The organism is Enterovibrio gelatinilyticus (assembly GCF_028683095.1).
Classification (GTDB): domain Bacteria; phylum Pseudomonadota; class Gammaproteobacteria; order Enterobacterales; family Vibrionaceae; genus Enterovibrio; species Enterovibrio gelatinilyticus.
The window spans coordinates 203,790-227,845 of the sequence record NZ_JAJUBC010000004.1 but is presented as its reverse complement, the minus strand read 5'-3'; the positions used below and the strand labels follow the sequence as shown (position 1 = coordinate 227,845).

General features: G+C 47.1%; 28 protein-coding genes. 15 read left to right on the top strand and 13 right to left on the bottom strand.

Annotated features, from left to right (window positions below; all coding sequences use genetic code 11):
- Nucleotides 1–278: 278 nt before the first annotated feature.
- Entirely contained in the window at nt 279–1,442 is a 1,164-nt protein-coding gene (locus LRP50_RS05550; RefSeq protein ID WP_274163488.1) for a DUF2066 domain-containing protein, read from the top strand.
- Nucleotides 1,443–1,538: 96 nt separating this feature from the next.
- Here the strand turns inward: LRP50_RS05550 and LRP50_RS05545 are convergent, their stop codons facing one another.
- From LRP50_RS05545 to bepA, 4 genes are all read right to left on the bottom strand, one after another.
- Nucleotides 1,539–1,952 (bottom strand): DUF2069 domain-containing protein, encoded by a 414-nt coding sequence (locus LRP50_RS05545; RefSeq protein WP_274163487.1) that lies wholly within the window; start codon nt 1,950–1,952, stop codon nt 1,539–1,541.
- Nucleotides 1,953–1,996: 44 nt separating this feature from the next.
- A complete protein-coding gene (wrbA, locus tag LRP50_RS05540) occupies nt 1,997–2,593 on the bottom strand; it encodes an NAD(P)H:quinone oxidoreductase (protein ID WP_274163486.1) in 597 nt (198 codons plus the stop codon).
- Nucleotides 2,593–2,943 (bottom strand): arsenate reductase (glutaredoxin), encoded by a 351-nt coding sequence (gene arsC, locus LRP50_RS05535; RefSeq protein ID WP_274163485.1) that lies wholly within the window; start codon nt 2,941–2,943, stop codon nt 2,593–2,595. The genes wrbA and arsC overlap by 1 nt, the downstream gene beginning before the upstream one ends.
- Before the next feature lie 102 nt (nt 2,944–3,045).
- Nucleotides 3,046–4,503, bottom strand: a complete 1,458-nt coding sequence (gene bepA / locus LRP50_RS05530) for a beta-barrel assembly-enhancing protease (protein ID WP_274163484.1) — start codon at nt 4,501–4,503, stop codon at nt 3,046–3,048.
- Between the two features lie 172 nt (nt 4,504–4,675).
- Here bepA and LRP50_RS05525 point away from each other — a divergent pair, with 172 nt between their 5' ends.
- The 3 genes from LRP50_RS05525 to LRP50_RS05515 all read left to right on the top strand — a co-directional run bounded on the left by LRP50_RS05525 (nt 4,676) and on the right by LRP50_RS05515 (nt 7,570).
- Nucleotides 4,676–4,897, top strand: a complete 222-nt coding sequence (locus LRP50_RS05525) for a sulfurtransferase TusA family protein (protein ID WP_274163483.1) — start codon at nt 4,676–4,678, stop codon at nt 4,895–4,897.
- A gap of 12 nt (nt 4,898–4,909) precedes the next feature.
- Nucleotides 4,910–5,992, top strand: a complete 1,083-nt coding sequence (locus LRP50_RS05520) for an AI-2E family transporter (protein ID WP_274163482.1) — start codon at nt 4,910–4,912, stop codon at nt 5,990–5,992.
- A 117-nt stretch (nt 5,993–6,109) separates the two neighbouring features.
- Nucleotides 6,110–7,570, top strand: a complete 1,461-nt coding sequence (locus tag LRP50_RS05515; protein WP_274163514.1) for an FAD-dependent oxidoreductase — start codon at nt 6,110–6,112, stop codon at nt 7,568–7,570.
- Nucleotides 7,571–7,680: 110 nt separating this feature from the next.
- Here the strand turns inward: LRP50_RS05515 and bcp are convergent, their stop codons facing one another.
- The gene (bcp, locus tag LRP50_RS05510) at nt 7,681–8,151 is read right to left on the bottom strand and encodes a thioredoxin-dependent thiol peroxidase (protein WP_274163481.1); all 471 of its coding nucleotides are present in this window, start codon (nt 8,149–8,151) and stop codon (nt 7,681–7,683) included.
- A gap of 369 nt (nt 8,152–8,520) precedes the next feature.
- Here bcp and dapA point away from each other — a divergent pair, with 369 nt between their 5' ends.
- Nucleotides 8,521–9,399, top strand: coding sequence for a 4-hydroxy-tetrahydrodipicolinate synthase (gene dapA / locus LRP50_RS05505; RefSeq protein WP_274163480.1), 879 nt, complete (start codon nt 8,521–8,523; stop codon nt 9,397–9,399).
- A gap of 18 nt (nt 9,400–9,417) precedes the next feature.
- Nucleotides 9,418–10,443, top strand: coding sequence for an outer membrane protein assembly factor BamC (bamC, locus tag LRP50_RS05500; RefSeq protein ID WP_274163479.1), 1,026 nt, complete (start codon nt 9,418–9,420; stop codon nt 10,441–10,443).
- A 135-nt stretch (nt 10,444–10,578) separates the two neighbouring features.
- On the opposite strand, the gene LRP50_RS05495 is transcribed toward bamC, so the two are convergent.
- The 5 genes from LRP50_RS05495 to LRP50_RS05475 form a co-directional block, all read right to left on the bottom strand.
- The gene (locus LRP50_RS05495) at nt 10,579–11,682 is read right to left on the bottom strand and encodes a phosphoribosylaminoimidazolesuccinocarboxamide synthase (protein ID WP_274163478.1); all 1,104 of its coding nucleotides are present in this window, start codon (nt 11,680–11,682) and stop codon (nt 10,579–10,581) included.
- A 241-nt stretch (nt 11,683–11,923) separates the two neighbouring features.
- A complete protein-coding gene (locus tag LRP50_RS05490; RefSeq protein ID WP_274163477.1) occupies nt 11,924–12,136 on the bottom strand; it encodes a DUF2897 family protein in 213 nt (70 codons plus the stop codon).
- 2 nt (nt 12,137–12,138) lie between these two features.
- On the bottom strand, nt 12,139–12,810 hold the full coding sequence (locus LRP50_RS05485; RefSeq protein ID WP_274163476.1) for a M15 family metallopeptidase: 672 nt from the start codon (nt 12,808–12,810) through the stop codon (nt 12,139–12,141).
- Nucleotides 12,810–13,943 carry a succinyl-diaminopimelate desuccinylase gene (gene dapE, locus LRP50_RS05480; protein WP_274163475.1) on the bottom strand — a complete coding sequence of 378 codons (1,134 nt, stop codon included), beginning with the start codon at nt 13,941–13,943 and terminating at the stop codon, nt 12,810–12,812. The genes LRP50_RS05485 and dapE overlap by 1 nt, the downstream gene beginning before the upstream one ends.
- 39 nt (nt 13,944–13,982) lie before the next feature.
- Entirely contained in the window at nt 13,983–14,333 is a 351-nt protein-coding gene (locus tag LRP50_RS05475) for an ArsC family reductase (protein ID WP_274163474.1), read from the bottom strand.
- Between the two features lie 195 nt (nt 14,334–14,528).
- On the opposite strand from LRP50_RS05475, the gene LRP50_RS05470 reads away from it, so the two are divergent.
- Both LRP50_RS05470 and LRP50_RS05465 read left to right on the top strand, forming a co-directional pair.
- Nucleotides 14,529–14,852: an ArsR/SmtB family transcription factor gene (locus LRP50_RS05470; protein WP_420791193.1), complete on the top strand. Its 324-nt coding sequence runs from the start codon at nt 14,529–14,531 to the stop codon at nt 14,850–14,852.
- A gap of 98 nt (nt 14,853–14,950) precedes the next feature.
- The gene (locus tag LRP50_RS05465; RefSeq protein WP_028024704.1) at nt 14,951–15,232 is read left to right on the top strand and encodes a winged helix-turn-helix domain-containing protein; all 282 of its coding nucleotides are present in this window, start codon (nt 14,951–14,953) and stop codon (nt 15,230–15,232) included.
- 19 nt (nt 15,233–15,251) lie between these two features.
- Here LRP50_RS05465 and LRP50_RS05460 read toward each other — a convergent pair whose 3' ends face one another.
- The 3 genes from LRP50_RS05460 to LRP50_RS05450 all read right to left on the bottom strand — a co-directional run bounded on the left by LRP50_RS05460 (nt 15,252) and on the right by LRP50_RS05450 (nt 16,491).
- The gene (locus LRP50_RS05460; RefSeq protein ID WP_274163472.1) at nt 15,252–15,632 is read right to left on the bottom strand and encodes an MmcQ/YjbR family DNA-binding protein; all 381 of its coding nucleotides are present in this window, start codon (nt 15,630–15,632) and stop codon (nt 15,252–15,254) included.
- Nucleotides 15,633–16,073: a DUF1499 domain-containing protein gene (locus LRP50_RS05455; protein WP_274163471.1), complete on the bottom strand. Its 441-nt coding sequence runs from the start codon at nt 16,071–16,073 to the stop codon at nt 15,633–15,635. It abuts the gene before it with no gap.
- Between the two features lie 79 nt (nt 16,074–16,152).
- Complete coding sequence (locus LRP50_RS05450; RefSeq protein WP_274163470.1) at nt 16,153–16,491, bottom strand: DUF2956 domain-containing protein; 339 nt, start codon at nt 16,489–16,491, stop codon at nt 16,153–16,155.
- Nucleotides 16,492–16,615: 124 nt separating this feature from the next.
- Here LRP50_RS05450 and LRP50_RS05445 point away from each other — a divergent pair, with 124 nt between their 5' ends.
- The 7 genes from LRP50_RS05445 (at nt 16,616) to LRP50_RS05415 (ending at nt 23,923) form a co-directional block, all read left to right on the top strand.
- Nucleotides 16,616–16,936 carry a heavy metal-binding domain-containing protein gene (locus LRP50_RS05445; RefSeq protein WP_274163469.1) on the top strand — a complete coding sequence of 107 codons (321 nt, stop codon included), beginning with the start codon at nt 16,616–16,618 and terminating at the stop codon, nt 16,934–16,936.
- Nucleotides 16,937–17,127: 191 nt separating this feature from the next.
- Complete coding sequence (locus LRP50_RS05440; protein WP_274163468.1) at nt 17,128–17,607, top strand: DUF2919 domain-containing protein; 480 nt, start codon at nt 17,128–17,130, stop codon at nt 17,605–17,607.
- Complete coding sequence (locus LRP50_RS05435; RefSeq protein ID WP_274163467.1) at nt 17,604–17,999, top strand: hypothetical protein; 396 nt, start codon at nt 17,604–17,606, stop codon at nt 17,997–17,999. Before LRP50_RS05440 ends, LRP50_RS05435 begins: the two co-directional genes overlap by 4 nt.
- A gap of 123 nt (nt 18,000–18,122) precedes the next feature.
- Nucleotides 18,123–19,022, top strand: a complete 900-nt coding sequence (locus LRP50_RS05430; protein WP_274163466.1) for a Dyp-type peroxidase — start codon at nt 18,123–18,125, stop codon at nt 19,020–19,022.
- Between the two features lie 283 nt (nt 19,023–19,305).
- Nucleotides 19,306–19,617 (top strand): PTS fructose transporter subunit IIB, encoded by a 312-nt coding sequence (locus LRP50_RS05425; RefSeq protein ID WP_420791192.1) that lies wholly within the window; start codon nt 19,306–19,308, stop codon nt 19,615–19,617.
- 2 nt (nt 19,618–19,619) lie between these two features.
- Complete coding sequence (locus LRP50_RS05420; RefSeq protein WP_274163465.1) at nt 19,620–22,091, top strand: beta-mannosidase; 2,472 nt, start codon at nt 19,620–19,622, stop codon at nt 22,089–22,091.
- A gap of 173 nt (nt 22,092–22,264) precedes the next feature.
- Nucleotides 22,265–23,923, top strand: coding sequence for an ABC transporter substrate-binding protein (locus tag LRP50_RS05415; RefSeq protein ID WP_274163464.1), 1,659 nt, complete (start codon nt 22,265–22,267; stop codon nt 23,921–23,923).
- Nucleotides 23,924–24,056: the final 133 nt, after the last annotated feature.

Sequence of the window (24,056 nt, the reverse complement as noted above, 5' to 3'; positions counted from 1 at the left end):
CACAATAAATAGGTGTTTTTCAGTGATTGACGCTGTCTTGTCGATGAATTACACAGTCTGTTTCTAACTTTTTCTTTAACGCGTGGTCAATGGAATGTGCCTGTGAGGTTTATACTTTTTATGTCAATGGGCATGGATATGCGGAGACGGACTGATCATATGTGGCTTATTGAATAGCGTCGCTTGGTTATATCGCTCAAATTCGATGTTTTGCCATTGCTGACAGTGTGGCTTCAATTTATGATCAACGTTTAAAATTCGAGTTGTCTGGCAAATATATGTTACGAATATTTTTTTTCGTTTTGGCGTTAGCACTAGGGCAAACCAGTGCAATGGCTTCTTCATTGTTCAGTACTGAAGTCGTGCTGGATGATAGTGATACCGCGACGGAACAAGCAGCAAAGCAAAAAGCGTTTGTTGATGTGTTGGTACGCATGTCGGGTCAAGCCAATGTGGGTGAAAATCCGGTGATTCAAAAGGCGCTTCCTTCGGTAAACCAATACATCACTCAGTTAGGGTACGGGGACTCTGAAGGATTACGCAGCTTAGTATTGGCATTTGATGATGCCAAAATCCGGACATTACTGACGCAAGCGCAAGTACCGTATTGGGGGCTACCACGCCCTGAAGTTCTGTTCTGGTTAGTGGAAGACAACGCATCACAGCGTAATGTAGTGTGGGAGCAGTCTGGCTCTGATTTGATTTCGACACTGAAATCAGAAGGAGATCGACGTGGTCTGCCTGTTTTGATGCCAGTGGGTGACTTCGACGATGTGGTCGCAATATCTATTCCTGACCTTTGGGGAGGATTTACGGGGCCAATTTCACAAGCGAGTGCGCGCTATAATCCTACCGGTGTCGCGGTGGTGAAAGTACGCAATAACCGTTTGAGTTGGCAATTATTTCCCAATGCGGCAAACCTTGGCAGTGATGCGCCGATAGAGGGTCAAGCATCAGGTGCGCCAGCGCAAGCATTTGCAACAATGGTTGATGACATTTCTAACTATTACGCAGATCGTTTGGCGATTAATTTAGGCGTGGCTGATAGTAATGCGACGGCGTTGACCATTACAGGCTTGAATGATGCTGAAGACTTCTTTGTGGTTGAGCGCACGCTAAAAGGACTTAACTCCGTTGCTTCTCTTCGTTTAGAGTCTATTGACGCGGGGACGGCGACGTTTCGCATCAGCCTGCTAGCGAATGAAGAAATTTTTCACAATGAGATGATGTCTGATCGTCGCCTTCGTCGTGTTGAAGTGTTACCAGAACCTGTTGTTGAGATGCTGCCCGCGCCAACTCAACCTGTCGATGCTGGTGTCAATGGTGCAACACAAGAGGTGATTGATGGTGTCGCTGTGCCGGCTATTGCACCGGTCGTGATTGATACTCCTGAGGTAAACAGTGCCAATTCGTCGACATTGACCTACCAATGGATGGGTTGAATCACGTTAACCGACATTCATGAAAAAGAAAAAGCAGGTGAATTCACCTGCTTTTTTTGTGTCTGGCTATGCATGGCGGCACGTTGAGCCTGAAGGCTACTTTTCAAATCGCGCTTTTTCTTCGCGTTCAACTTGAGACAATTTTTTCAGCCCTAACCCCATTTCCTGCCCTTTTCGTTTTGCGAAATAGATGTTGCTAACAAATGAGATTGAAGTCAGTACGAGTTCTACAAGTGCCAGCCAGCGCTCCCCTTGGTCGATCCATAAGATCGTGAGGGCATGGGTAAAATAGAGCATTAGAATGAAGTTCGCCCACGCGTGTGTATAAGGCTTACCTGTAATTATCCCTTTTAACGGCAAGAGCAAAGGGAGTAACCAGGCGATGGTGACGCCGTAAGGGTTTACATGAATATGTGGCGATAAAACGGCATGCCATAACGCGACCCAGCCAAACAGTGCTAAGTATGAAGAAAGCGCAACTGCCCTAAGGCGAGAAGTAGAAGAGAACAACGGGATAACTCCTTTTATCTAAGTCTTATTTCTATCTATTGGAATCAATGCCGAAGCTTGGTTGCAATGTCTGCAAGCCTTTTACCTGCAGCAATGGCGAGATTCTTTTCATCATTGTCAGGCTGGCGATGACCTTCAACGTTAACATGAGATGGACCATACGGAGAGCCGCCACCTGATGTGGTGTGCAATGCTGACTCTGAGTGGGGAAGGCCAACGATGACCATGCCATGATGCAGCAGTGGCAGCATCATGGATTGCAACGTCGTCTCTTGCCCGCCATGCAACATTGAGCCAGAGTTGAAGACCATGGCTGGTTTACCGATCAATGTCCCTTCAAGCCAAGCTTTGCTTGTACTGTCGATAAAGTGCTTGAGCGGTGCAGCCATATTTCCAAAGCGAACAGGGCTGCCTAGCGCGAGGCCATGACAAGCTTTGAGATCTTCCAGCGAGACATAAGGGTCGTCAGACTTCACGGTGGACACGCTTTCATGAGGGCATCCCTCATCCACAAATGCCAACTCGGGTACGGTACGAAGCCTTGCAATAGCGCCAGTTGACTCAACCCCTCTTGCTAGCAAGCGAGCCATTTTCTGAGTTCCCCCGTGGCGGCTATAGTAGAGCACCAATATCTCAGTCATTAGAGAATATCGAGCACGTTTTCAGGTGGACGACCCATTGCCGCTTTACCATTGGCGACCACAATAGGGCGTTCAATCAGTTTTGGGTTTGCCGCCATGGCGACGATTAACTGCTCATCGGTGACAGACGCATCGCCAAGGTTGAGTGCTTTGTAGATATCTTCCTTAGTGCGCATCATTTGGCGTGGTGAATCGAAGCCAAGTTGAGTCAGTAATGTCTGAATGGTTTCTATCGTCGGAGGGGTGTCTAAATAGGCCACGATTTCTGGTTCAATGCCACGTTCAGTAAGTAGAGCCAAAGTCTGGCGACTCTTAGAACAGCGTGAGTTGTGGTAAATGGTGACTGACATGAAAACTCCTTGTACTGCGTTATTTGTCGCAGTTTTTGTTGTCATTGCCAAGCCGTCGACGTGTGTGAAAACGTAATCAGGCTTGAAGGTATAGTTGTATCGTTAGCGTTGAAGTGCAGAAAAACGCGCTTCCTCAACCCTAAGTTGATCAATACGCGCATCGTAACGAGCTTGATCAAGACTGCCAAGCTCTACCAGTTGGCTAGCTTGTGTGTAATTGTTAATAGCTTTGTGCCAGCGTGCTTGTAGAGCATACAGTTCGCCTTGTGCCGCGAGTGCTCCATGACGGATCCCTTGGTTGTCATAAGATTCTTGAAGCAGAGACCAGCCATTAACGTCATTCGGATAGCGATGAGTGAATCGCGTAAGTCCTGTTGTGGCTTCTTTATATCTTTCAGCTTTAACCAGCACATAATCTCGGTTTAATAGCAGTACTGGATTATTGGGTTGGCTTTCCAACGCATTGTTTAAGCGTTTCAAGGCTTGATCAAAATGCTTCTGGCTTACATCCAGATCGGTCATCGCATCAAGGAAAAAACGGTTATTAGGTTGTGCTTTGATCAGTGGTGCCAGCAACGCCCCTGCTTTGTCAAACTGACGGCTATCAATGTAGACAAGCGCCTTTCCGTAATTGATGGATTGCGCTTGAGCTGGCGAAGCATTTTTTAAATCGCGATTGAATCCATCCAACGCCGCTTTGTGGTCTAAACCTGTATATCGGGCAATTACCCTTGCTCTAGCCAATTGATATTCTGGCGAGTAAGGCACGGTTTTCTGTGGATATTGCTGTGCGCGATCACGAGAGTCTGTAATACGCGAGTCTGGCATTGGGTGAGTCAGCAGAAACTGTGGTGGCTTGGATGCAAATCGATATTGATCAGATAAGCGGGTGAAGAATCGCGGCATGGCATTCACATCAAATCCTGAACGCGATAACGTTTCAATCCCTACACGATCCGCTTCTTTTTCGTTGCTGCGCGTATAGTTTATCCGGCTTTGAATAGTCGCTGCCGTTGTAGCTTGTGCTGCAGCGATCCCTGCTTGTGGTGCGGCAATCGCAAGCATTAGTGAGCCCACGAGCGCTGCCATCGTCAACGGTGTTTGTCGCGCTTGATCTTCCATGGCACGAGCAAGATGGCGCTGTGTTAAGTGGGCAATCTCATGGGCAACAACCGATGCCAGTTCACTTTCGCTTTGAGCATGAAGGAAAAGACCCGTGTGAAGCGCGACGTGGCCACCGAAGAATGCAAACGCATTAATGTCACGATTGCGGATCAGAATGAACTCAAAAGGCGTTTTAACATCGTTTGCATTTGCAACTAATGTTGCACCTAGCGAGGAAATATACTCAGAAAGAAGAGGGTCGTTAACGATCGGTTGACTACCACGCAGAATGCGCATGTAAGCCTTACCAAATTCAATTTCTTTTTCGACCGACAATGTCCCTGCTGCTGCCGTGCCAATGTCCGGGAGGCTGCTGTAACTGGTTGCCATCACTGGGGATGATAGAGAAATAGAGGCGACTAAAAGACTTGTCGTCATTTTTTTAAACAACTGCATAACTGACGTTGGTGCCTCCAGCACGCGGAAATATGGATGCGATATCTTATAGATAGACAGCAAACTCGTAGAGAGGTTCTGTGTCGCTTAACGAAGCACGAGGTTACCTGAACTACATCTCCGCGCCGTTTAAGTATACAATGCGGTCGATAATAGCGATCAGTGAGAAAGAATGGAAATTCAATCCCTTGATTTGCGTGAGCATCGTTGTCCTATGGCGTTGCTTATGGCCAAAAGAGCCTGTGCAACATTGGGGCAGGGAGAGCAAATAGCGCTATACGTGTTGGACAGCGGTACAGTGAAGGATATTCCCCGCTACTTAAATGGCAATGGGTTTGATTTTGAGCAAAGCGTTGTGTCTGGTGCGACGGTGTTTTACGTCACCAAACTTTAAACGGGAATTTACATGTTAGAAATGCTTAACCGTTGGTACAAAAGACGGTTTTCAGATCCACATGCGGTCAGTTTGATCACATTACTTATTATGGGCTTTGTGGTCATTTACTTCTTCGGCAACTTGCTGGCTCCGTTGTTGGTGGCGATTGTATTGGCTTATCTGCTGGAATGGCCAGTGTCTAAAATGGTCTCATTGGGGCTCCCTCGAGTGATGTCCGTCATTTTTGTGCTGACTCTTTTTGTGGGACTCATGTTACTTGCCTGTTTTGGCTTAGTGCCCACAATTTGGACTCAGGTGATTAATTTAATCGCTGACATCCCGACGATGTTTAACGATTTCCAGTTCTATATCTCTCACTTACCTGAAGCGTACCCTGATGTCATTCAGCCTGAGATGGTGACCGCCTTTCTCGACACGCTTCAAAGCCGAGTGCTTGGCTTGGGAGAGACGGCAGTAAAAGGCTCTCTTGCCTCGTTGGTGAGTTTGGCCACGCTCGCTGTCTACTTGATTCTTGTGCCATTGTTACTGTTCTTTTTGCTAAAAGATCGCGATGAAATGCTGGCATCTTTTAGTGCATTTTTGCCTCGAAACCGCAAATTAACGAATCGAGTTGCCAGTGAGATGAATGAGCAAATCTCGAACTATATTCGTGGCAAGGTGACTGAAATCATCATTGTGGGTATCGCCAGTTATATAACTTTCGCGCTGCTAGATTTGCGTTATGCCGCATTGTTAAGTGTCGCGACAGGCCTGTCTGTACTCATTCCTTATATTGGTGCCGCAGCGGTGACCTTGCCGATTTTTATGGTGGCTCTGTTTCAATGGGGGATCAGTCCTGAGCTTGGTTATTTGATGCTGGCATACGGCATTATCCAAGCGCTGGATGGCAACGTTTTGGTGCCAGTGTTGTTCTCTGAAGCCGTTAACTTACACCCTGTTGCTATTATTGTGGCAGTGCTTGTTTTTGGCGGGTTCTGGGGGTTCTGGGGCGTATTTTTTGCTATTCCATTAGCGACTTTAGTCAAAGCGGTGTGGAATGCATTGCCATCGCATGACCTTGAAGAAGATGCAGTGTCTAAATCTTCAAACTAAAATGATCCTTAACGTGATGGACAAGGTAATAACAAGAGACCTTTAGCGGTCTCTTCTTTTTTGCAGATTCTGCAGACCGATACTTTTTAAAACTTTTGAGCGAGAATTTCGATCTTGTTGGGTAGTGAGCGAACTGAGCTGGCGATATCGGCAGCACCTTTTAAAGTAGGTATTGTTGGTGGTGGCGTTGCGGGTGCGACGACAGCACTAAAAATGGCAGGACTTGGCATTGAAACGCTGTTGTTTGAAGCGGGCGATAGCTTAGTGAGTGGCCCTCCTATTTGCCACCTTCATGCTGGTGGCAACTTATACCGTGAAATTTCTGACGAGCAGTGTATCGCATTGCTTGAGCAGTCCATCGCCACCGTGCGTGCTTACCCTGATACGGTAAATCGTCGTCCAACGGTGATAGCAATACCCACCACAGACTCAGGCCAACCTGAGGCGATATTGGACCGACTTGAGACATTGACGCAGCATTACCGAACTCTTATTGCTCAGGACGCAGATAACGAAGTGCTCGGTACTCCTGAGCAATACTTCACCCTATATAACGAACAGGACTTGGCGCGGTTAGCGAAAGAGTCACTGCCAGAAAATCCACAGACACCAGATGAATGGTTGATACCAGTGGCTAAATACATGCCACATGATAAGTTCAAATTCCCGTTGGTCGTTGTGCAAGAGTATGGCCTGAGTGTGTTTCGTTTAGCGGCGACAGCTGCGCTGGGTTTAGAACAGTCACCTCATTGCAGTGTTCACCTGAAACATACCATCATTAAGATCGAGTCTCTTTCTGAGGGGTGGCGAATTGGGTCAATAGACGGTGATGGGAAGGCTCAGTCTCATGACGTTGATTTTGTCGTCAATGCTTGTGGTTTCCGCACAGGTACAGTTGATGACTTCGCATCGTTCCCTCGCAAGCGTTGGGTGGAGTACAAAGCTGCCTATGTCGCTCACTGGCCATCGCAAGCCGGGATGTGGCCAGAGGTTATTGTTCATGGTGATCGTGGTACACCGCAAGGTATGGCACAGCTAACCCCCTATGCAAATGGCTTTATTCAGCTTCATGGAATGACACAGGACATTACCTTGTTTGATGGTGGCTTGGTCGCGAGCACAGAAGCGTCGGCACAACCGGATTTACCGCAACATATGGTGGTGAAAGCCGGGGGCGGTTGGGAGTGGCCTGAAATCCGCGAACGTACAGAGCGCGCTATTTCTCATTTCAGCCAGTGGTTACCTGAGTTTGAACATGCAGAGGTTGGAGGGAAGCCGCTTTGTGGTGCGCAGCAAATCCCAGGTGATGACCCAAGTTTACGCGCAGCGGATGCAACGTTCGAAGGCGAGCGTTATGCGCGTATTGAATTGGTAAAAGCGTCGTCAGCGCTTCAAGCAGCAGATCGTATCCTTGCTCACTGTGAGCAACGTGGCTGGATTTCATTGCCTGATGCCTGGCAAAACCCGACATTGCCGCTAACGGCTTCGTTAAAAAACGATGAGATTGTTGAACGTGCTCAGAACATTGCGCGTGGTCGTGAATACCCAGATGCGTTGGCGTTGCCATTTCCGCATTAGTCACCCCACATTCGGCATTTGTTTATTCGGCATTTGTTTAAACGTGAAAAAACCGGCGAAAGCCGGTTTTCTGCATATAGAGTTGGCGTCAATGTGTCTGACAGTTTGCGTTAATCGCCTTTAAGGTAGCTAATCACAACATCGTGATGGTCTTTGGTTTTGAATTTGTTGAACACGTGTTCAATATTGCCATCTTCACCGACAAGGAAACTGATACGGTGAATACCATCGAATTCTCGGCCCATGAATTTTTTGGGACCCCACACGCCAAAAGCATCAGCAATGGCATGGTCTTCATCGCTCAACAGGGTGAAGTTCAGTTCTTTCTTTTCTTCAAACCCTTTTAGCTTTTTCACTGGATCTGGGCTTAAGCCAAGTACCACAGTGTTCAGTGCTTCGAGTTCACCTTTGCTGTCGCGCAATGAACAGGCTTGAGTAACGCAACCCGGTGTCATGGCTTTTGGGTAGAAATACACCAGAACTTTGTTTTTCCCTTTGAACTGACTCAGCGACACCATTTCGCCGTTTTGATCTTGAAGCGTAAATTCTGGTGCAGCAGCACCGGCGGTCAGCATTTGCATATGTCTTCCTTATTGAAAATAGTAGCACTGTTGAGCGCTCATATTCTTACATGAAAAATGTCTTTTTGATGTCTATCTAAGCAACCTGATTACTGCATCTTCTGGTTGTTTGGGTATAAGCGTAAACCTTTCTTGTTCGCGTTTGAATGAAAGGCTGCCCGTTCTGTCTCACTGATGATATCAAAGCGAAAATAACGCTTTTTGATGCGTTCAGACAAGTTTGGCAATCAACATTACGCTAGTCAGGACAATATCGTTCATTTTCGTGGTGATCAACCGCGCAAAGCCAGCGTTTAAGCGCTGTCTCAGCGCTTGTTTTTGCATGTCGCCAAACGTACCATGGAACAAAACGCATTTTTGGAGAAGGAAATGTTTTCAGGAAGTATCGTGGCATTAGCCACACCGATGGATAGCTCTGGTGAAGTTGACTATACCAGTTTGAAAAATCTCGTAGATTTTCATGTTGATGCTGGCACAGATGCAATCGTTTCTGTGGGTACAACAGGTGAATCTGCAACCGTCACCGTGGAAGAGCACATCAAGATTGTTCTGAAGACGTTAGAGTTCGCAGACGGCCGCATTCCTGTCATTGCAGGAACAGGTGCAAACGCAACACATGAAGCCATTACCTTCAGCAAAATGTTTGCAGGTTCTGGTATTGCAGGTTGTTTGAGCGTCGTGCCTTACTACAACAAACCGTCTCAAGAAGGGTTGTTCCAACACTTCAAAGCGATTTCTGAATCCACTGAACTCCCACAAATTCTGTATAACGTGCCGGGGCGTACTGTCGCAGACATGTTGCCAGAAACCGTTGCGCGTTTATCTGAATTCGAAAACATCGTTGGCATCAAAGATGCGACCGGCGATTTAGACCGCGTACGAATTCACCGTGAACTTTGTGGCGAAGATTTTGTCCTTTTAAGTGGTGATGATTTGACGGGACTGGATTTTGTTGCAGCAGGCGGACATGGTGTTATTTCGGTATCGAATAACATTGCTGCCGCGCAAATGGCAAAAATGATTAAATTGGCATTGGCGGGTGAGCTTGAAGAAGCACGCTCAATTAATGAAAAGATCATGCCTCTTCATACTGATCTGTTTGTAGAAGCGAATCCAATTCCGGTTAAATGGGCACTACATGAAATGGGCCTTATTGCGGATGGAACACTGCGTCTGCCGTTGACCCCGCTCAACACCGCGTTGCAGCCTAAGGTTAAACAGGCATTGATTGACGCTGGTGTGCTGTAACGCTTCTCTGGAGATCCAATGAAACCTGTTTTTAAACTCGCCTTGAGTGGAGTACTGGTTGCCTCTTTGGCGGCTTGTTCAAGCGCGGATAAACGCCGTCAAGCGTCCGATGACTTCGAGTATCTCAATACTCAGCCTATGTCTCAGTGGCAACTATTGCCCGATCAGGAGCCAGAGTTTTCTGGTGCCTATCGTATTCCAGATCGTGACTTTGACGGTCCTGTGGGTCGTAACATTGACATACGTCCTCCTCAGCAAATCCTTGAACTTATTCCAGGCGCTCGTTACGAGCAAGATGCTGAAGGCGTGACGGTTTGGATGCCTCGTGCCGAGCAGGCCGAGCACCTTTGGCAAAGCATTGAGGATATGACCGCAGGCCCTCAAGTTCCGGTTCGTCATGCCTCTGCTGGAAGCATTGAAACCGATTGGGTTGTGTGGAGTATTGAAGATGACGAAGAAGTCATTGAGAGTCGTTACCTTCTCACGCAACGACAAGAACGCAGTCGTGAAGGCTTCCGCATCGAAATGGTGGAATGGAAGCGTAATGGGCAAGCTGAGAACTTAAGCTTAGCGTCTCGCTCTCGTTATAACGCTCAGATGACGAACTTAATTGCCTCTCGTTATGATGAAGAACTACGTGAAGAAGCACGCCTAAAAGCACAAGAGTTGGTAAAGAATATTCCTATCAGCTTGGGTAAAGACCGTAGCGGTTTGCCAGTGATCATCGCTCGTGCACCTTATGATGTATTCTGGGAGCGTTTCCCGAATATTCTAGATCAACTAGGCTTCACGATTGAAGATCGCAACCGTTCTCAAGGCACGTTAAGTGTTGCTCTTAAAGAGCAAGACGATGAGTTCTGGGAAGTTTTGGGTGTTCAACCACTTCAGCTAGAGCGTAAAAACTACAACATTCTGCTGGGTGATTTGGGTAACCGAACGTCAATTAACGTCACCGATAGTTCTGGCAAGCCTGTTCCTGAAGAGCAACTGGCAAACTTAAGTCCTGCACTTGTCGCGGCTGTAGAGCGATTAAATCGTAACTAGTTGATTATTTATCTAGTTAACCACAGATTGATTTCGTTGAAATGAAAAGAGGACGCTAAGGCGTCCTCTTTTTTGTTTCGAAATCTGATGTTTGAAAGTTGATACCTATGGGGTCAGTCAATCAGAACAGTCAGGTTAGTCAATCAGATCATAGTCTTTGCGCAAGATGTCGATGATTTCTTGTTTAGGATTTTCACTCAAATGGATTGGCTTGCCGATAATTTTTTCCGCGATGCCTACATAGGTGCGAGAAATATCCATTAAGGCGTCTACTGGCAATGCGTTGTCACGAGCTAAGGCTTCACGCTCAGGCATACGTTCTTTATTGAGTAAAATATCTGGGTCTGGGAAGTAGCCAAGTAAGAACTGACGGAACCCTTCTTTCGAGTTTTCGACAATGTTGCCTGCTTCGTACTCTGCTGTATCCCAAATACGCGATGAATCAGGTGTGCCCACTTCATCCATGTAAATCAGCTTTTCTTGGCCTGACGCATCGGAGACATATCCGAATTCAAACTTGGTATCTACGAAAGTTTGTCCAACGGCATCAAGTGCGTTGCTGATCACACCAAAACCTTCTTTGAGATACTTTTCGTAAAGAGCAATGTCATCTGCCGACGAGAAATTAAACGCGGCAAAGTTATCTTCGATGTTCTTACGCGTAATATTCACATCATCCGCTTCCGGAACGCCAGGGATGCCTTTCAAAATGCCTTTGGTCGACGGTGTGATCAGCAGTTCTGGCAATGCTTTGTCTTTTTCCAATCCTTCAGGCATTGCGATGCCGCAGAATTCACGCTCGCCTTTGGCGTATGAGCGCCACATAGAACCTGTGATGTACTTGCGGCAAATGGCCTCAATTTTAACAGGTTTGGCTTTTTGAACGATCCAAACGAACGGGTGAGGAATGTCGAGAATGTGGCTGTCTGCCAAGCCATGTTCTTTAAACAACTTGAACCAGTGATTCGAAATGGCGTTGAGTGCAGCACCTTTGCCTGGAACGCCTTTCAGGCCGCCTTCTGCATGCCAAATACAATCAAACGCTGAAATACGGTCACTGATCACCATGATGGCAAGTGGCGCATCGGGTGCAACATCGTAGCCTTTCTCTCGAATGAGGCGTTGGCTGTCAGCTTCTGTTAGCCAATAAACGGAGCGGACTTTTCCACTGTGAACGGGCTGGTGGGTACGAATGGGAAGATCGTCGTTAACGGCGAGAACTTGATCCGCGAGGCTCATTGAGACATTCCTATCTGTTGTTGAACGGCACACAGAAGATGGCAGGAAACGGAGAAACGTTGCGCCTACCATCCATTTGAAACGCATCATACCAAGAAGTGTTTGTTCGCTGTTAGAGAAAAAGCAAACGTTTGCCTAAAAAAAACAGATACACCGAATTGTGGAGAGAAGGGCAATAAAAAAGCGACGTCATACGTCGCTCTTGATCGCGTGAATCGCGAAGAGTTAGATAAGCGCCGACTTACCAAAACGATGACTTATCATCTTCGTCATCTTCTTTGTTAGTTTGGGGCATTTTTTTCTGTGTATCACTGTGTTTATTGGCGTCGTCAGTTTTGGGTTTTTGCTTCATCCCAAACTTTGCATTTGCGGTGTACTTGAGCGCCATGATGTTACTGACCACAACCGCAACCACGATGAAAATAATCACATAAGGGTTGGTTAGAAAATCCATGATCAGGCCTCACACACATTGGAAATGTATTGTGAATATATCCAATTCAGCATGGGAAGGATAGTTTCTCGCCCTTGTATGTCGGATGACGCAATCACAGCACTCAGAGTTTCTGGTGTGAGTTGCTCAAGTAATCCTTTCGTGGTCGCCTTGTGGCTAATATGCCAAGGTTCGAAAGCCACGCCGCCTTTGTCTTCACGGTAAGGAAGATAAAAGCCAAATTGCTCAAGGTTATCTTCAAGCCAAGTAAACAGAGGTGCTTGATGGCCTGACAGGTATTCCCAAGGCTCTAGCTGCAAAGAAACACCTTGCGGCAGAAGGTTCGTCGCATATACGTCGATATCAGTGCCCCAGTGGTGCCTGCTTGTACCTGGAAGCGCTGACCAGCGAAGTATTGCGCGTACTTTCTCTTCATCGCTTAGGCGTGATGGGTCGATTACAGTGCCGGCATCATCAAGGATAGGTCGAAGGCCAGTGAACTTGTTGTTCCAAATCAGTTGCTGACGAGCAAAGTCGCGAAAGCTGCTAGCGATCGCGAGCTCAAACCCTTTTGCCTGCGCGGCGGATTGAAGGCGGACAAAATCCGCCTTTACGTCGGCATGTAGCAAGAAGTCACCATGAGCGACAAGGTGCTCTTGATTTTGACCAGTAAGCGACGCGACACTCCAAGGCATTAGGCGAGCGCTTTCTCTAGGACTTTTTGGTACATGTCTGTGAGCTTTTCTAAATCGGCAATTTTCACGCACTCATTCACTTTGTGGATAGTGGCGTTAACAGGGCCGAGTTCGATCACTTGTGTACCCATTTGCGCGATAAAGCGACCGTCTGATGTGCCGCCAGTGGTCAGCAATTCAGGCTTCTGATGGTTGACTTCATCAACAGCTGCAACAACGGCATCTAGCAGGGTGCCCGTGTCCGTCAGGAACGGGTGACCGCTGAAGGTCCAAGCTAAATCATATTCTAGCCCGTGTGCATCAAGCACCGAGTGAATGCGTGATTTGATGTCATCAACCGTCGATTCGGTGCTGAAACGTAGGTTGAATTGCACATGAAAATCACCAGGAATAACGTTGCTTGCGCCTGTGCCGGAAGCCACATTCGGGATCTGGAAACTGGTTGGTGGGAAGTAGGCATTGCCTTGGTCCCACTGTGTTGCCGCTAATTCAGCAAGCGCAGGTAAAGCTTGGTGAATAGGGTTACGTGCCAGTTGCGGGTAAGCCACATGCCCCTGGATCCCTTTGATGATGACGTCGCCAGTGATTGAACCGCGACGGCCATTTTTCACAACATCGCCCACAGCATGTGTGCTTGATGGCTCGCCAACAATGCACATATCGATGATTTCGTTACGTTCGACCAAGGTGTCCACAACGCGGGTCGTCCCATTGATGAACGGACCTTCCTCGTCTGACGTGATCAAAAAAGCGATAGAACCTTTATGGTCAGGGTTTTCTGCCACAAAACGTTCTGCAGCGACGACCATGGCAGCCAGAGAGCCTTTCATGTCAGCCGCGCCACGGCCATGAAGGTAGCCATCAATGACTGTCGGTTCGAAAGGTGGTGTATGCCATTGCGCAACTGGTCCTGACGGCACCACATCGGTGTGACCTGCGAAGGCAAACAATGGGCCTTCTGTACCACGGCGGGCCCAAAGGTTTGTTGTGTCTTCAAACACTAAGCGTTCGATAGAGAAACCAATCGCTTCTAAGCGAGAGATCATCAATTCTTGGCACCCTTCATCGATAGGGGTGACGGAAGGGCGGCCGATTAAATCCTTGGCCAAAGACAATACAGCACTGTCTGTCATGGGGATGCGTGTCCTTTCTACTTATCTGTTTCTATGGTTTTATTTGGCGAAAATATTCGCGTATTCGTCGGGCTTGAAGCCAAGGTGGTATTGGCCTTCATGCACAAGCAATGGGCGTTTGATCATTGCAGGCTGCACGAGCATTAGCGCGATAGCATTTGATTCATCCAAGTTGCTCTTTTGTTCTTCAGACAGTGCGCGGAAGGTGGTGCCACGTTTATTCACCATCGCCTCCCAACCCAATACGTCAACGAACTGTTTTAGCATGTCTTGATCAATGCCATCTTTACGGTAGTCATGAAAGTCGAAAGGCTTATCTTCCGTTTCTAGCCATTTCAGTGCTTTCTTAATGGTGTCGCAATTCTTTATCCCGTAAACCACTGTGGTCATTGACGGCTTCCTCTTACTGGTCGTCTTTGGCGATAGATTGACATTGCCACGTTTTGAAAGCAAGGCATGCGCAGGGATACAAGAACAAACCCTCACTTGTTATTCGGAGTATAATTAAAAGAGCTAATTTAGATTTGACTAATTTATATCGCTTTAGTTAAATCGCGTGCAATGAATCAGTTATGAGGAATGGTAGTGACAGAAGAGTTGATTAACCAAGCAACGGACGCTGCGAAAGTACTGCGGATTTTATCGCATCCAGAGCGCCTACTTGTACTTTGCCAGTTACGAGAAGGGGAACGTAATGTCTCGGCACTTCTGCAAAATAGTACGTTAAGTCAGTCTGCATTCTCGCAGCATTTAACTGTTTTGCGTCAGGCGGGTTTGGTGACGACACGTAAAGAGTCTCAGTCTGTTTATTACCGAATTGGTGACTCCAGAATTGAAAATCTCATCAACGCCATTCAAGGTGCTTGGTGCGGTGAAATGCCATTGGCTTCGGAAGAGACGCTCAAGTGAGAGAGCGCTCCAGTGTGAATGCGCGTTCATATTGATCAAGCGCAATACCTCATTTGTAATTCGTTGAATAATGGGGGAAGTCATATTAGGAGGTCTCAATGGAACTGAATCCGGTTTTTGCAAGAAGACTGTATCTCGCTTTCTTGGTAGAAGAAATGGAACGCCCCAATGTTCCGCGTTTGATTGAAGCGACAGGCTGGCCGCGTCGCACTATTCAAGACGTGATTAAATCGTTAGCGGGTTTAGGTATTGAATTAGCATTCATTCAAGATGGGCGTCGCCACAACGATGGCTATTATCGCCTGACTGATTGGGGACCCTTCAAACGAGAATGGGTTGAGGAACGCAAAAGAGACATCGTTTGCACCCTCGAAGGCTAATAGAAAAAACGCAGTCAGTTCACTGCGTTTTTTTGTGTTTGTGAATATCGTTATCTAACACGGGGCGCAAGGCGTTTTGTACATACTTGGGTAATTTATCAACCACCAAATGCCAAGAACGGTTAATGATGTTTTCCAGTTCTGATGTGGGCAACGGGCATGCACTGCTAAACTCAATCCATCCTGCGCGGGCCAAATGCGGAGCGGGACGACATCCTGGGATCTCTGCCATCATCACAAACAAGTCTTCAGGCACTTTACATGCCATTCTGCTGTCGTCAAAAAAGATGCACACCATCTTGGTTTGATGAACACTGTAGACATCGACACCGCCCCACTTCACATCATGGCGAACACCGATGAGCGCTTGGCAATGAGTATGCAGTGCTTTGATGTCCATTTACTTGATAAGACCTTGAGCTTGAAGTGCAGCGCGTAAGGCTTCAGTGCGTTTGCGGTTAACGCCAAAATCAGAATAGCCGACACGAGATTCGGAGCGAACAATCAAGGTACCATCTTCAATGCGAAGATCGAGGTCGTCCACAAAGCGCATGATTTTGCTCACGTATTCAATTCGTGCATAACCGGGTTCTTGTGTTCCTACACGAGCACCAGGCAAAGTGAGCGCAACGTCAATGATACGTGGCATGGTGATATCGTCTGAGGCTAGTGCAAATGGCGCAATGGCATATTCTTCACGAGTATCTACCGTTGAAACGCAGTTTGGCTTATCGCCACACGGCGTTCTTGATTTGTCACTCATTGGCTCATCTCCTTGTGCACACCCTTGAAGCATCAGTAATACGGCGCCACTGATCAGCGCGAGAAGTGTTTTGTTCATGGTTCCCTCTCAATTTACTCTCATTTCGTCCGTTCAAACGTTGTGCGTTATTAACATGCAACGATTGATGGCATCAGGTTTATGTCATGAATAGATACCCGACAAATCCTATCCAGCTTAGTAGTAGCAATATCCAAGGTAGGTGATTACTGCTACCCGTAGACTTGGTTTTTGGCACCTCAGTCACAATGGTATTGGTTGGGGATGCAGCGGTGTTCTTTTGTCGTTGCTGTTTCTTTTTGTCTTTGTCGCGCTCACGGGCTTTGGCTTTTTGTTGTTTTTTATAGAGAGCGATGCCTTTTTCAATGCCTTGAGCAATTAATTTGGTTTCTTCTTTAGTCTGCCCCTGTTTTTGCGTGGCTTTAGCGATTTTCATCGCTTCTTGCTGAGTTTCAGGGGAGGAGGGGGTCGTTGTCATGGTCTGTCATTCTTCTAGCAACATTGGGCATTGAGTGAAATTATACTGCGATAACAAATTGTCACGAAACCCAAAACGGGTAAATGTGTCAAAGGTCTAGCAATAGAAACAAGGAAGCAAACAAATGATCTTAACAACAACGCCAACAGTACAAGGTCGAGATATTACTCATTACCATGGTGTGGTGGTCGGTGAAGCAATACTCGGCGCCAACATTTTCAAGGATATCTTTGCGAGTATTCGCGATATTGTCGGAGGACGCTCAGCAGCGTATGAGCGTGAGTTAGCCAAGGCGCGAGAGATCGCATTTGAAGAGTTGCGTGAACGCGCGGTTGAAGCGGGAGGGAATGCCGTTGTTGGTATCGACCTAGATTACGAGGTTGTTGGGCCAAACGGTGGCATGTTGATGGTGAGCGTGAGTGGTACTGCCGTAACACTAGGCTAAGCGACTGTGTACTTAAGTGTGAAGTCACTTGAATCTCGGTGCGAAATTTACTGCGTTACTCCGCAATTATAGGAGCACGTACTTTCCGCCAACACAGAATGTTGAGACAGTGAGGCTGCGAGTTGTGAACAATGTTTTATTGCTGATAGACAGCGTGTTATTGCTCCCAGCCTCGATGAAAATAGATATAGATGAATACGCATTTGTACCAATCACCTGATTACTTCGACAAACATGGCAATGCAAAGCCGAACCTTCTTTTTTGGCTAAGTTGTCTTTTCTTAGCAAGGTCATGGTTGGTTTTTGTTATTGCAGGCGTAAGCCGTGAACAGGGACAAGATCTTCTTGCGCTGTTCTACCCAAGCCACAATGCCCTTTATATTGGGTTAGGTGTGGGTTTCCCTGCCGTTGTATTGATGTTGCTGGCAGGTAATCTTCATCGATATCCGGCATTTTTTGACCGGATATGGCACTGGGGGAAAGCGCTGCTTATTGCTGCGTTCTTTACTGACTTGATACTGCAAATCAAGCATTTAATGATTTTACACTGGCGTTTCCAATGGAGTGGCGCCGTGACCTTACTGGTTGCGCTTTGGCTGGTCATTTACTTGTTTAAGAGCCGTCGCACTCAGTTTTTGTTTAAAGCCCCGATTTTAAGAGAAGAAAAATGAACGAGTGGAAGAAAGGGCTTGTCCTATTTAGTGCCATGTTAAGCCCGTTGGCGATGGCAGATTGGCAAGTTGATGTGAATTTTGAAATGGATCGCGCAGGTAAGCAGCATCGTGCTCAAAGCTCTGTGTCACTGATCCCTGGCGAAGAAACCATATTATTTGATGATGGGATGCCAAGCGGCTCCTTAGTCGGAAAAGCCGAATTGCTTGAAGTGACCGCTGACGAAGTTCGAATTTCACTGGTTGTGCAAGAGCAATGTGATGATGGTGCATGGCGTACTATTATGTCGCCAGTGGTTTGTGCGGGCTTGAATACACCAGCTTCAGTAAATTTAAGTAACGAGTCATTGGACGAATTTGCGTCACTTAAAGTAGAAATTACGTCCGTTTAACGACCTCTCAGTTACCTTTACAGATCTGAGACAAAGTCATAGTAAAATATTGGCATTATGCTTAGACTTTTCTTCGCATCAGACATAGTGAGCTGATCGTTCTGTATTTATCTGGAGGTAACAATGGCGGTTTCACAGCCAGCAATCGTGGCCGATGCTGGGCCGTTCGCACTTTACACAGTGTTAAAAGTCACTGGCTCGTCATCAACTGTACTGCAACAATGTCGAGCTATTCACTCGCTGGTTGACGATATTAATGCCAATCAACCAGGCGCCAATCTAAAAGCCGCAGTGTCGTTTTCGGCGGCTTTTTGCCAAGCTAACGGTATTGCTACTCCAGAAGAGTTTGTTGATTTTCGCGCATTAGGACAGGGAGATACCCAAGCGCCTGCGACTGATTGTGACATTCTGCTTCACGCTCACTCAACTCGCCATGATTTGAACTTCTTCATGCTGCGTAAATTCCTTTCTGATATCGCGTCAGACGTTACCGTTGTTGATGAGACTTATGGTTATCGTTACCTCGACTCTCGTGACATGACAGGCTTCATTGACGGCACAGAAAACCCGGAAGGCGAAGATGACCGTCGTGATGTGGCTATTATTGCTGACGGCGAGTGTGCTGGCGGTAGTGTGGTAATGATGCAGCGCTATGTACATCGTCTTAACGCTTGGGAACCGCTGTCGGTGAAACAGCAGGAAAAAGTGATTGGACGTACCAAGCCAGACTCGATTGAGTTGGAAGATGTGCCTGCAACTTCCCACGTAGGTCGTGTCGATATTAAAGAAGATGGCAAAGGCCTAAAAATGGTTCGTCATAGTCTGCCATATGGCTCGGTGTCCGGTGATCACGGTTTATTGTTCCTTGCGTATTGCCATACTCAGCATGTTCACAAAACAATGCTAGAAAGCATGTTTGGCGAACGCGACGGAAAAACTGACATGATGCTGCGTTTCACTACGCCTGTGACCGGGGCATACTTCTACGCGCCATCAATGGATGCACTCAGTCACATCGCATAGCCTTGACGCATTCAAAAGAACAGAAAGCACTGCTAGTGTAAGAGGCAGTGCTTTTTTTTGTGCTGAGTGAAAGACACTTAACCAATGAAAATAGTCTTAGTTGGTGACGGTATTTCTCCTCGATTTGTGACTCACGCATAACAATCGTTTTTGCTAAGTTTGACCACGCTTCGCTTTTGCAACACACCATAAAAATGTCCAGTGAATCTAACTCGACCACCTGCACTCACTGTGATGATCTTCAGGGTATAACGTTATAAAAACAGACGTGCTGGAGAAGATCATGAACATTGTTGCCATTACCGCCTGCCCTTCAGGTGTTGCCCATACTTACATGGCTGCCGAATCATTAGAACAAGCGGCGATTGCTCGCAGCTGGACTATCAAGGTTGAAACCCAAGGTGCGCTTGGCACAGAAAACGAAATCACGTCAGGCGATGTGCAGAAGGCGGATGCAGTTATCATTACAACAGACATTGAATTAGTGGGCATGGATCGCTTCGAAGGCAAAGCTATCGTTGAAACAACGGTGAAAAAGCTGGTCGTGAATGCGGCTGAAATTCTTGATTCAGCCTGTGACGTAGCGGTGGCTTAACCATGACAATGTTGAAATTAGACGGTGAATGGGCACTGACCTCTCTGACCGATGCCAGCATTGTTGCTCCCATCATGTTGCCGGGAGATGTGCATAGTGCTTTGCTTGCTGCAGATATTATTCCTGATCCATATTTAGGCTGTAATGAAACCAAGGTGCAGTGGGTCGGCGAGCATGATTGGCTGCTAGAGAAAACCTTCATTGTGGATGCCGATCTTCTCGATGCGAAAGCTGTCGATCTGACCTTAAGCATGGTCGACACCATGGCAGAGATTGTATTGAATGATGAAACCATATTGCTGTGCAGCAATATGTTCCGTCACTACCGCCGCGATGTTCGCCCGTTTTTACGTGATGGTGAGAACACGTTAAGAGTGACGCTTAAGCGCGCAGACATTGAAGCCAAAGCGCGTGCTGAACGCCTGCCTTTCCCTGTACCGTGGGCCGTTGGCAACAATCAAATCCCTCACATGAACACCCTACGAAAAACTCAGTGTCACTCTGGGTGGGATTGGGGTATCTGCTTATTGGTGAGTGGTATTTACGATAGCATTCGCTTGCAAGCTATATCTGATGTTCGCCTGCAGCAAGTGCGTTCGGCGCAGCAATGGCACAGCGATGGTAGCTGCGATGTCTCGGCTATCATTTCTGCAGAATGCATTACCCCAGAACACATTAGTTTGGGAGCTGTTGCTCAGATCGAATGTTGTTTAGTGAGCCCTGATGGAGAGAGTATGTCGCAATCCATTGCGTTGACGGGATCTGAGGTGGAATGTTGTTTTCGTGTCACTCAGCCCAAACGCTGGTGGCCTGCGGGTTACGGTGAACAACCGCTCTATACGCTGACGGTGACAACGGACGGTCAAACGATCGAGAAACGCTTGGGCCTTCGCGAGTTGTATTTAGAAACAGGCGAAGACGACGTGGGCGCGGCGATGACGTTTGTCGTCAATGACAAAGCGATCATGGCGAAAGGCGCAAATTGGATCCCACTGGATGCGATGCCAAGCAAGCAGACACCGGAAGATTATCGTCGTCTGTTGGAAGATGCGAAAGCCGCAAACATGAACATGATCCGTGTTTGGGGTGGCGGCATGTATGAGCGCGATACCTTCTACGATTTGTGTGACGAATTAGGTCTACTGGTGTGGCAAGATTTGATGTTCTCTTGCGCCTTATACCCTTCGACGCCTGATTTCCTTCGCGATGTGGAACAGGAAATCACCGAGCAAGTTCGTCGACTGAGCGATCATCCATCACTCGCATTGTGGTGCGGTGACAACGAGGTGATCGGTGCGATCAATTGGTATCCAGAGTCACGCGCGAATCGCGAGAAATACGTGGTGAATTACGATCGCCTAAGCCGTGTTCTACAAGAAGTGGTTGAGCGTGAAGACACTAGCCGTCGCTTCTGGGCGAGCTCTCCCTGTAACGGTGAGTTGGACTTTGGCGATGCGTGGCATGACGACAACAAAGGTGACATGCACTTTTGGGATGTGTGGCATTCCGGTAAATCTTTTGATGCTTACAGCAGCATCAAACCGCGTTTTTGTAGTGAGTTTGGCTACCAATCTTGGCCGTCGTTACCTACGGTGAAAACCTTCGCGTCAGAAGAAGATTGGAACGTGACCTCTCCAACCTTTGAGCAACACCAGAAAAACGGCCGTGGCAATAGCATCATCACAGAGATGTTTACGCGCTATTTTCGTTTCCCGTCGGACTTCTCTCAGATGTTGTATTTGAGTCAGGTTCAACAAGCGTTAGCCATCAAAACCGCCAGTGAATACTGGCGTGCAAATAAGCCCGTATGTCGCGGAATTTTATATTGGCAGTTAAACGATTGCTGGCCAGTGAGTTCATGGTCGAGCATTGAATACACCGGGCGTTGGAAGCAATTGCACTATCATGCAAAACGCTTTTTTGCTCCGCAATTGGCGGTGTTTATTGATGATGGAGAGACATTGAAACTCAATGTTATCAATGATGAACACCGTAAACTCGGCGCCAAAGGACAAGTGACATGGTACGACTGGCAAGGTGAAGTTATTGATACTTGGCCAGTAGAAGCGACGTTGGAAGAAGACGGTAATCAAGTACTTTGGCAGTGCGATCGCAACGTGATCAACGAGCGCAAGCACGAAGGTTTCTTCCACGTGGATATGGTCTGTGATGGACACGCGTTATCGAATACATGGTTTGACGATGTTTATAAGCGTTTGCCGTTACCTAGTGCCAAGGTTGAGGCTAATGTCTTTGAGAAAAATGGCACGCTTACTATCACGTTAACCACCGATAAACCCGCGTTCTTTGTTCACCCTGAGTTTGAGGGAGAAGGACGTTTTAATGATTCCAGCTTTACCTTGATGCCATGCAACCCTGTGACGCTTACCTACACAGGTTCAGCATCGGCAGAGGAAATGAGTTCGAAACTTTCGATTTATCACTTAGTGCAAAGCTATACCCCAACCCACTAAAGCATCTGGTAGAAAAACCATTGGCGATTTTGTCGCCAATGGTTCGGTTTCGTGTGCCTGATTAACGGGAATTTGACGAAAATTCCGGCTAATCAGGGCAATGAACACCGTATAAACCCGAGGTTTCTTGTGCAGGGATTTAGCAACAACGTCATTTGAAGTAAGGACACCCAATGCTTAGCAAAACGAAACTTGCAGCCATTGTGCTTGCCGCTTTAACCGCACCAACTGCAGTTGCCGCAGAAAGGCACGAGCTGACCATCGTTTCGGATTTTTATCCAACGATGATCAGAAACTTCAACCCTTTCCTGTCCACCACACTGCGTACGACGACGGATTTCGTCTACGAACCTCTGGTCATTTTTAACCAGATGCACGGGAACAAACCCGTGATGCGTCTAGCGAAAGATTACTATCTTTCAGAAGACCTGATGCAGGTAACGTTTGAAATTCGAGAGGGAGTGAAGTGGTCAGACGGTACACCATTCACAGCAGAAGACGTTGTTTATTCATTTGCACTCATTAAAGAAAAACCAGAGCTCGATCCTAAAGGCATGGATAACTGGGTCAAATCCGTTCGACAGGATGGCAATAAGGTTATTTTTGACCTGACAGAGGTGAATACCAATGTCCCGTATGAAATCTCAACCATTCCGATTGTGCCAAAGCACATTTGGCAGAACATTGAAGAGCCTGAGTTGTTCACCAATGATAATCCTGTCGGGTCGGGACCGTTTACCGAAATAGATACCTTTACGCCTCAGCTTTATATCCAATGTCGTAACCCGCATTACTGGGATAACGACAATCTCGACGTAGACTGCTTGCGTGTCCCTCAGATAGCCAACAATGATCAGTTATTAGGAAAGGTCATCAAATCTGAATTGGATTGGAGTGGACACTTTATTCCGGATGTCGACATGGTGTACGCAGCGAGAAGCCCTCATCACAAATACTGGTACCCTGCGGCGGGCCCGCAATCCTTCATGCTGAACTTTAAAACGCCTCACGCGGGCAACAATGAAGCGATCAACAATATTGATTTCCGCCGTGCGTTCTCTATGTCGATTGACCGCCAGAAAATCATCAATATCGCATTTTACGGTAACGGCGTGGTGAATGATTACGCGTCTGGTCTTGGTCAGGTATTCGATTTTTGGGCAAACAAAGATACCTATAACCAATACAAAAACTACAACACATTCAGCGTGGACAATGCCAAAGCGTTGCTGAAAGAAGCGGGATTTGTCGATATCGACGGTGATGGTTTTGTTGAAACGCCTACCGGTAAGAAAATTGAGCTAGAACTTCAATCGCCAACGGGGTGGACTGACTTTAACAATGCCGTTCAATTGGGTGTAGAGCAACTCCAAAAAGTCGGCGTTAAAGCCAAAGCGCGTACTTCAGATTTTGCTGTGTACAACCAAGCGATGCTATCTGGCACTTATGACGTGGCTTATACCAATTACGTGATTGGTGCTGACCCTCATCGCTACTGGAACCGAGCTTTCCATTCCCGTTATCAGGAAGGAGCGAATGCACCGCGCTATGCGATGCACTTCTTTAAGCATGATGATCTGGATGTCCTATTAGACAGTTTCTATAAAACGGACAAGCAAGAAGAGCAGATGCAAATCGCTCATAAGATTCAAAAGATCATCGCTGAAAATCAAGTCACGGTACCTGTCATGTCCGGTGTGGATGTTTATCAGTTCAATGAAAGCCGCTTTACGGGCTGGTGGAACGAAGAAAATCCGAAAGGTCGCCCAATGTCTTGGGCGGGTGTGCCTGAACGTCTCTTACATGTTCTGGATTTGAAACCTAAAGCTTAAGGTCTAAATAATTTAGGTTTTTCGGGAGCGTATGTTCGAGTGCGCTCCTTATTTTCGTTAATTAACACCTCTAAGCGTCATAAAAATGGGTAAGCCTGTTTTTATATGCGCAGGGTTAACTGTATCTGAGGAT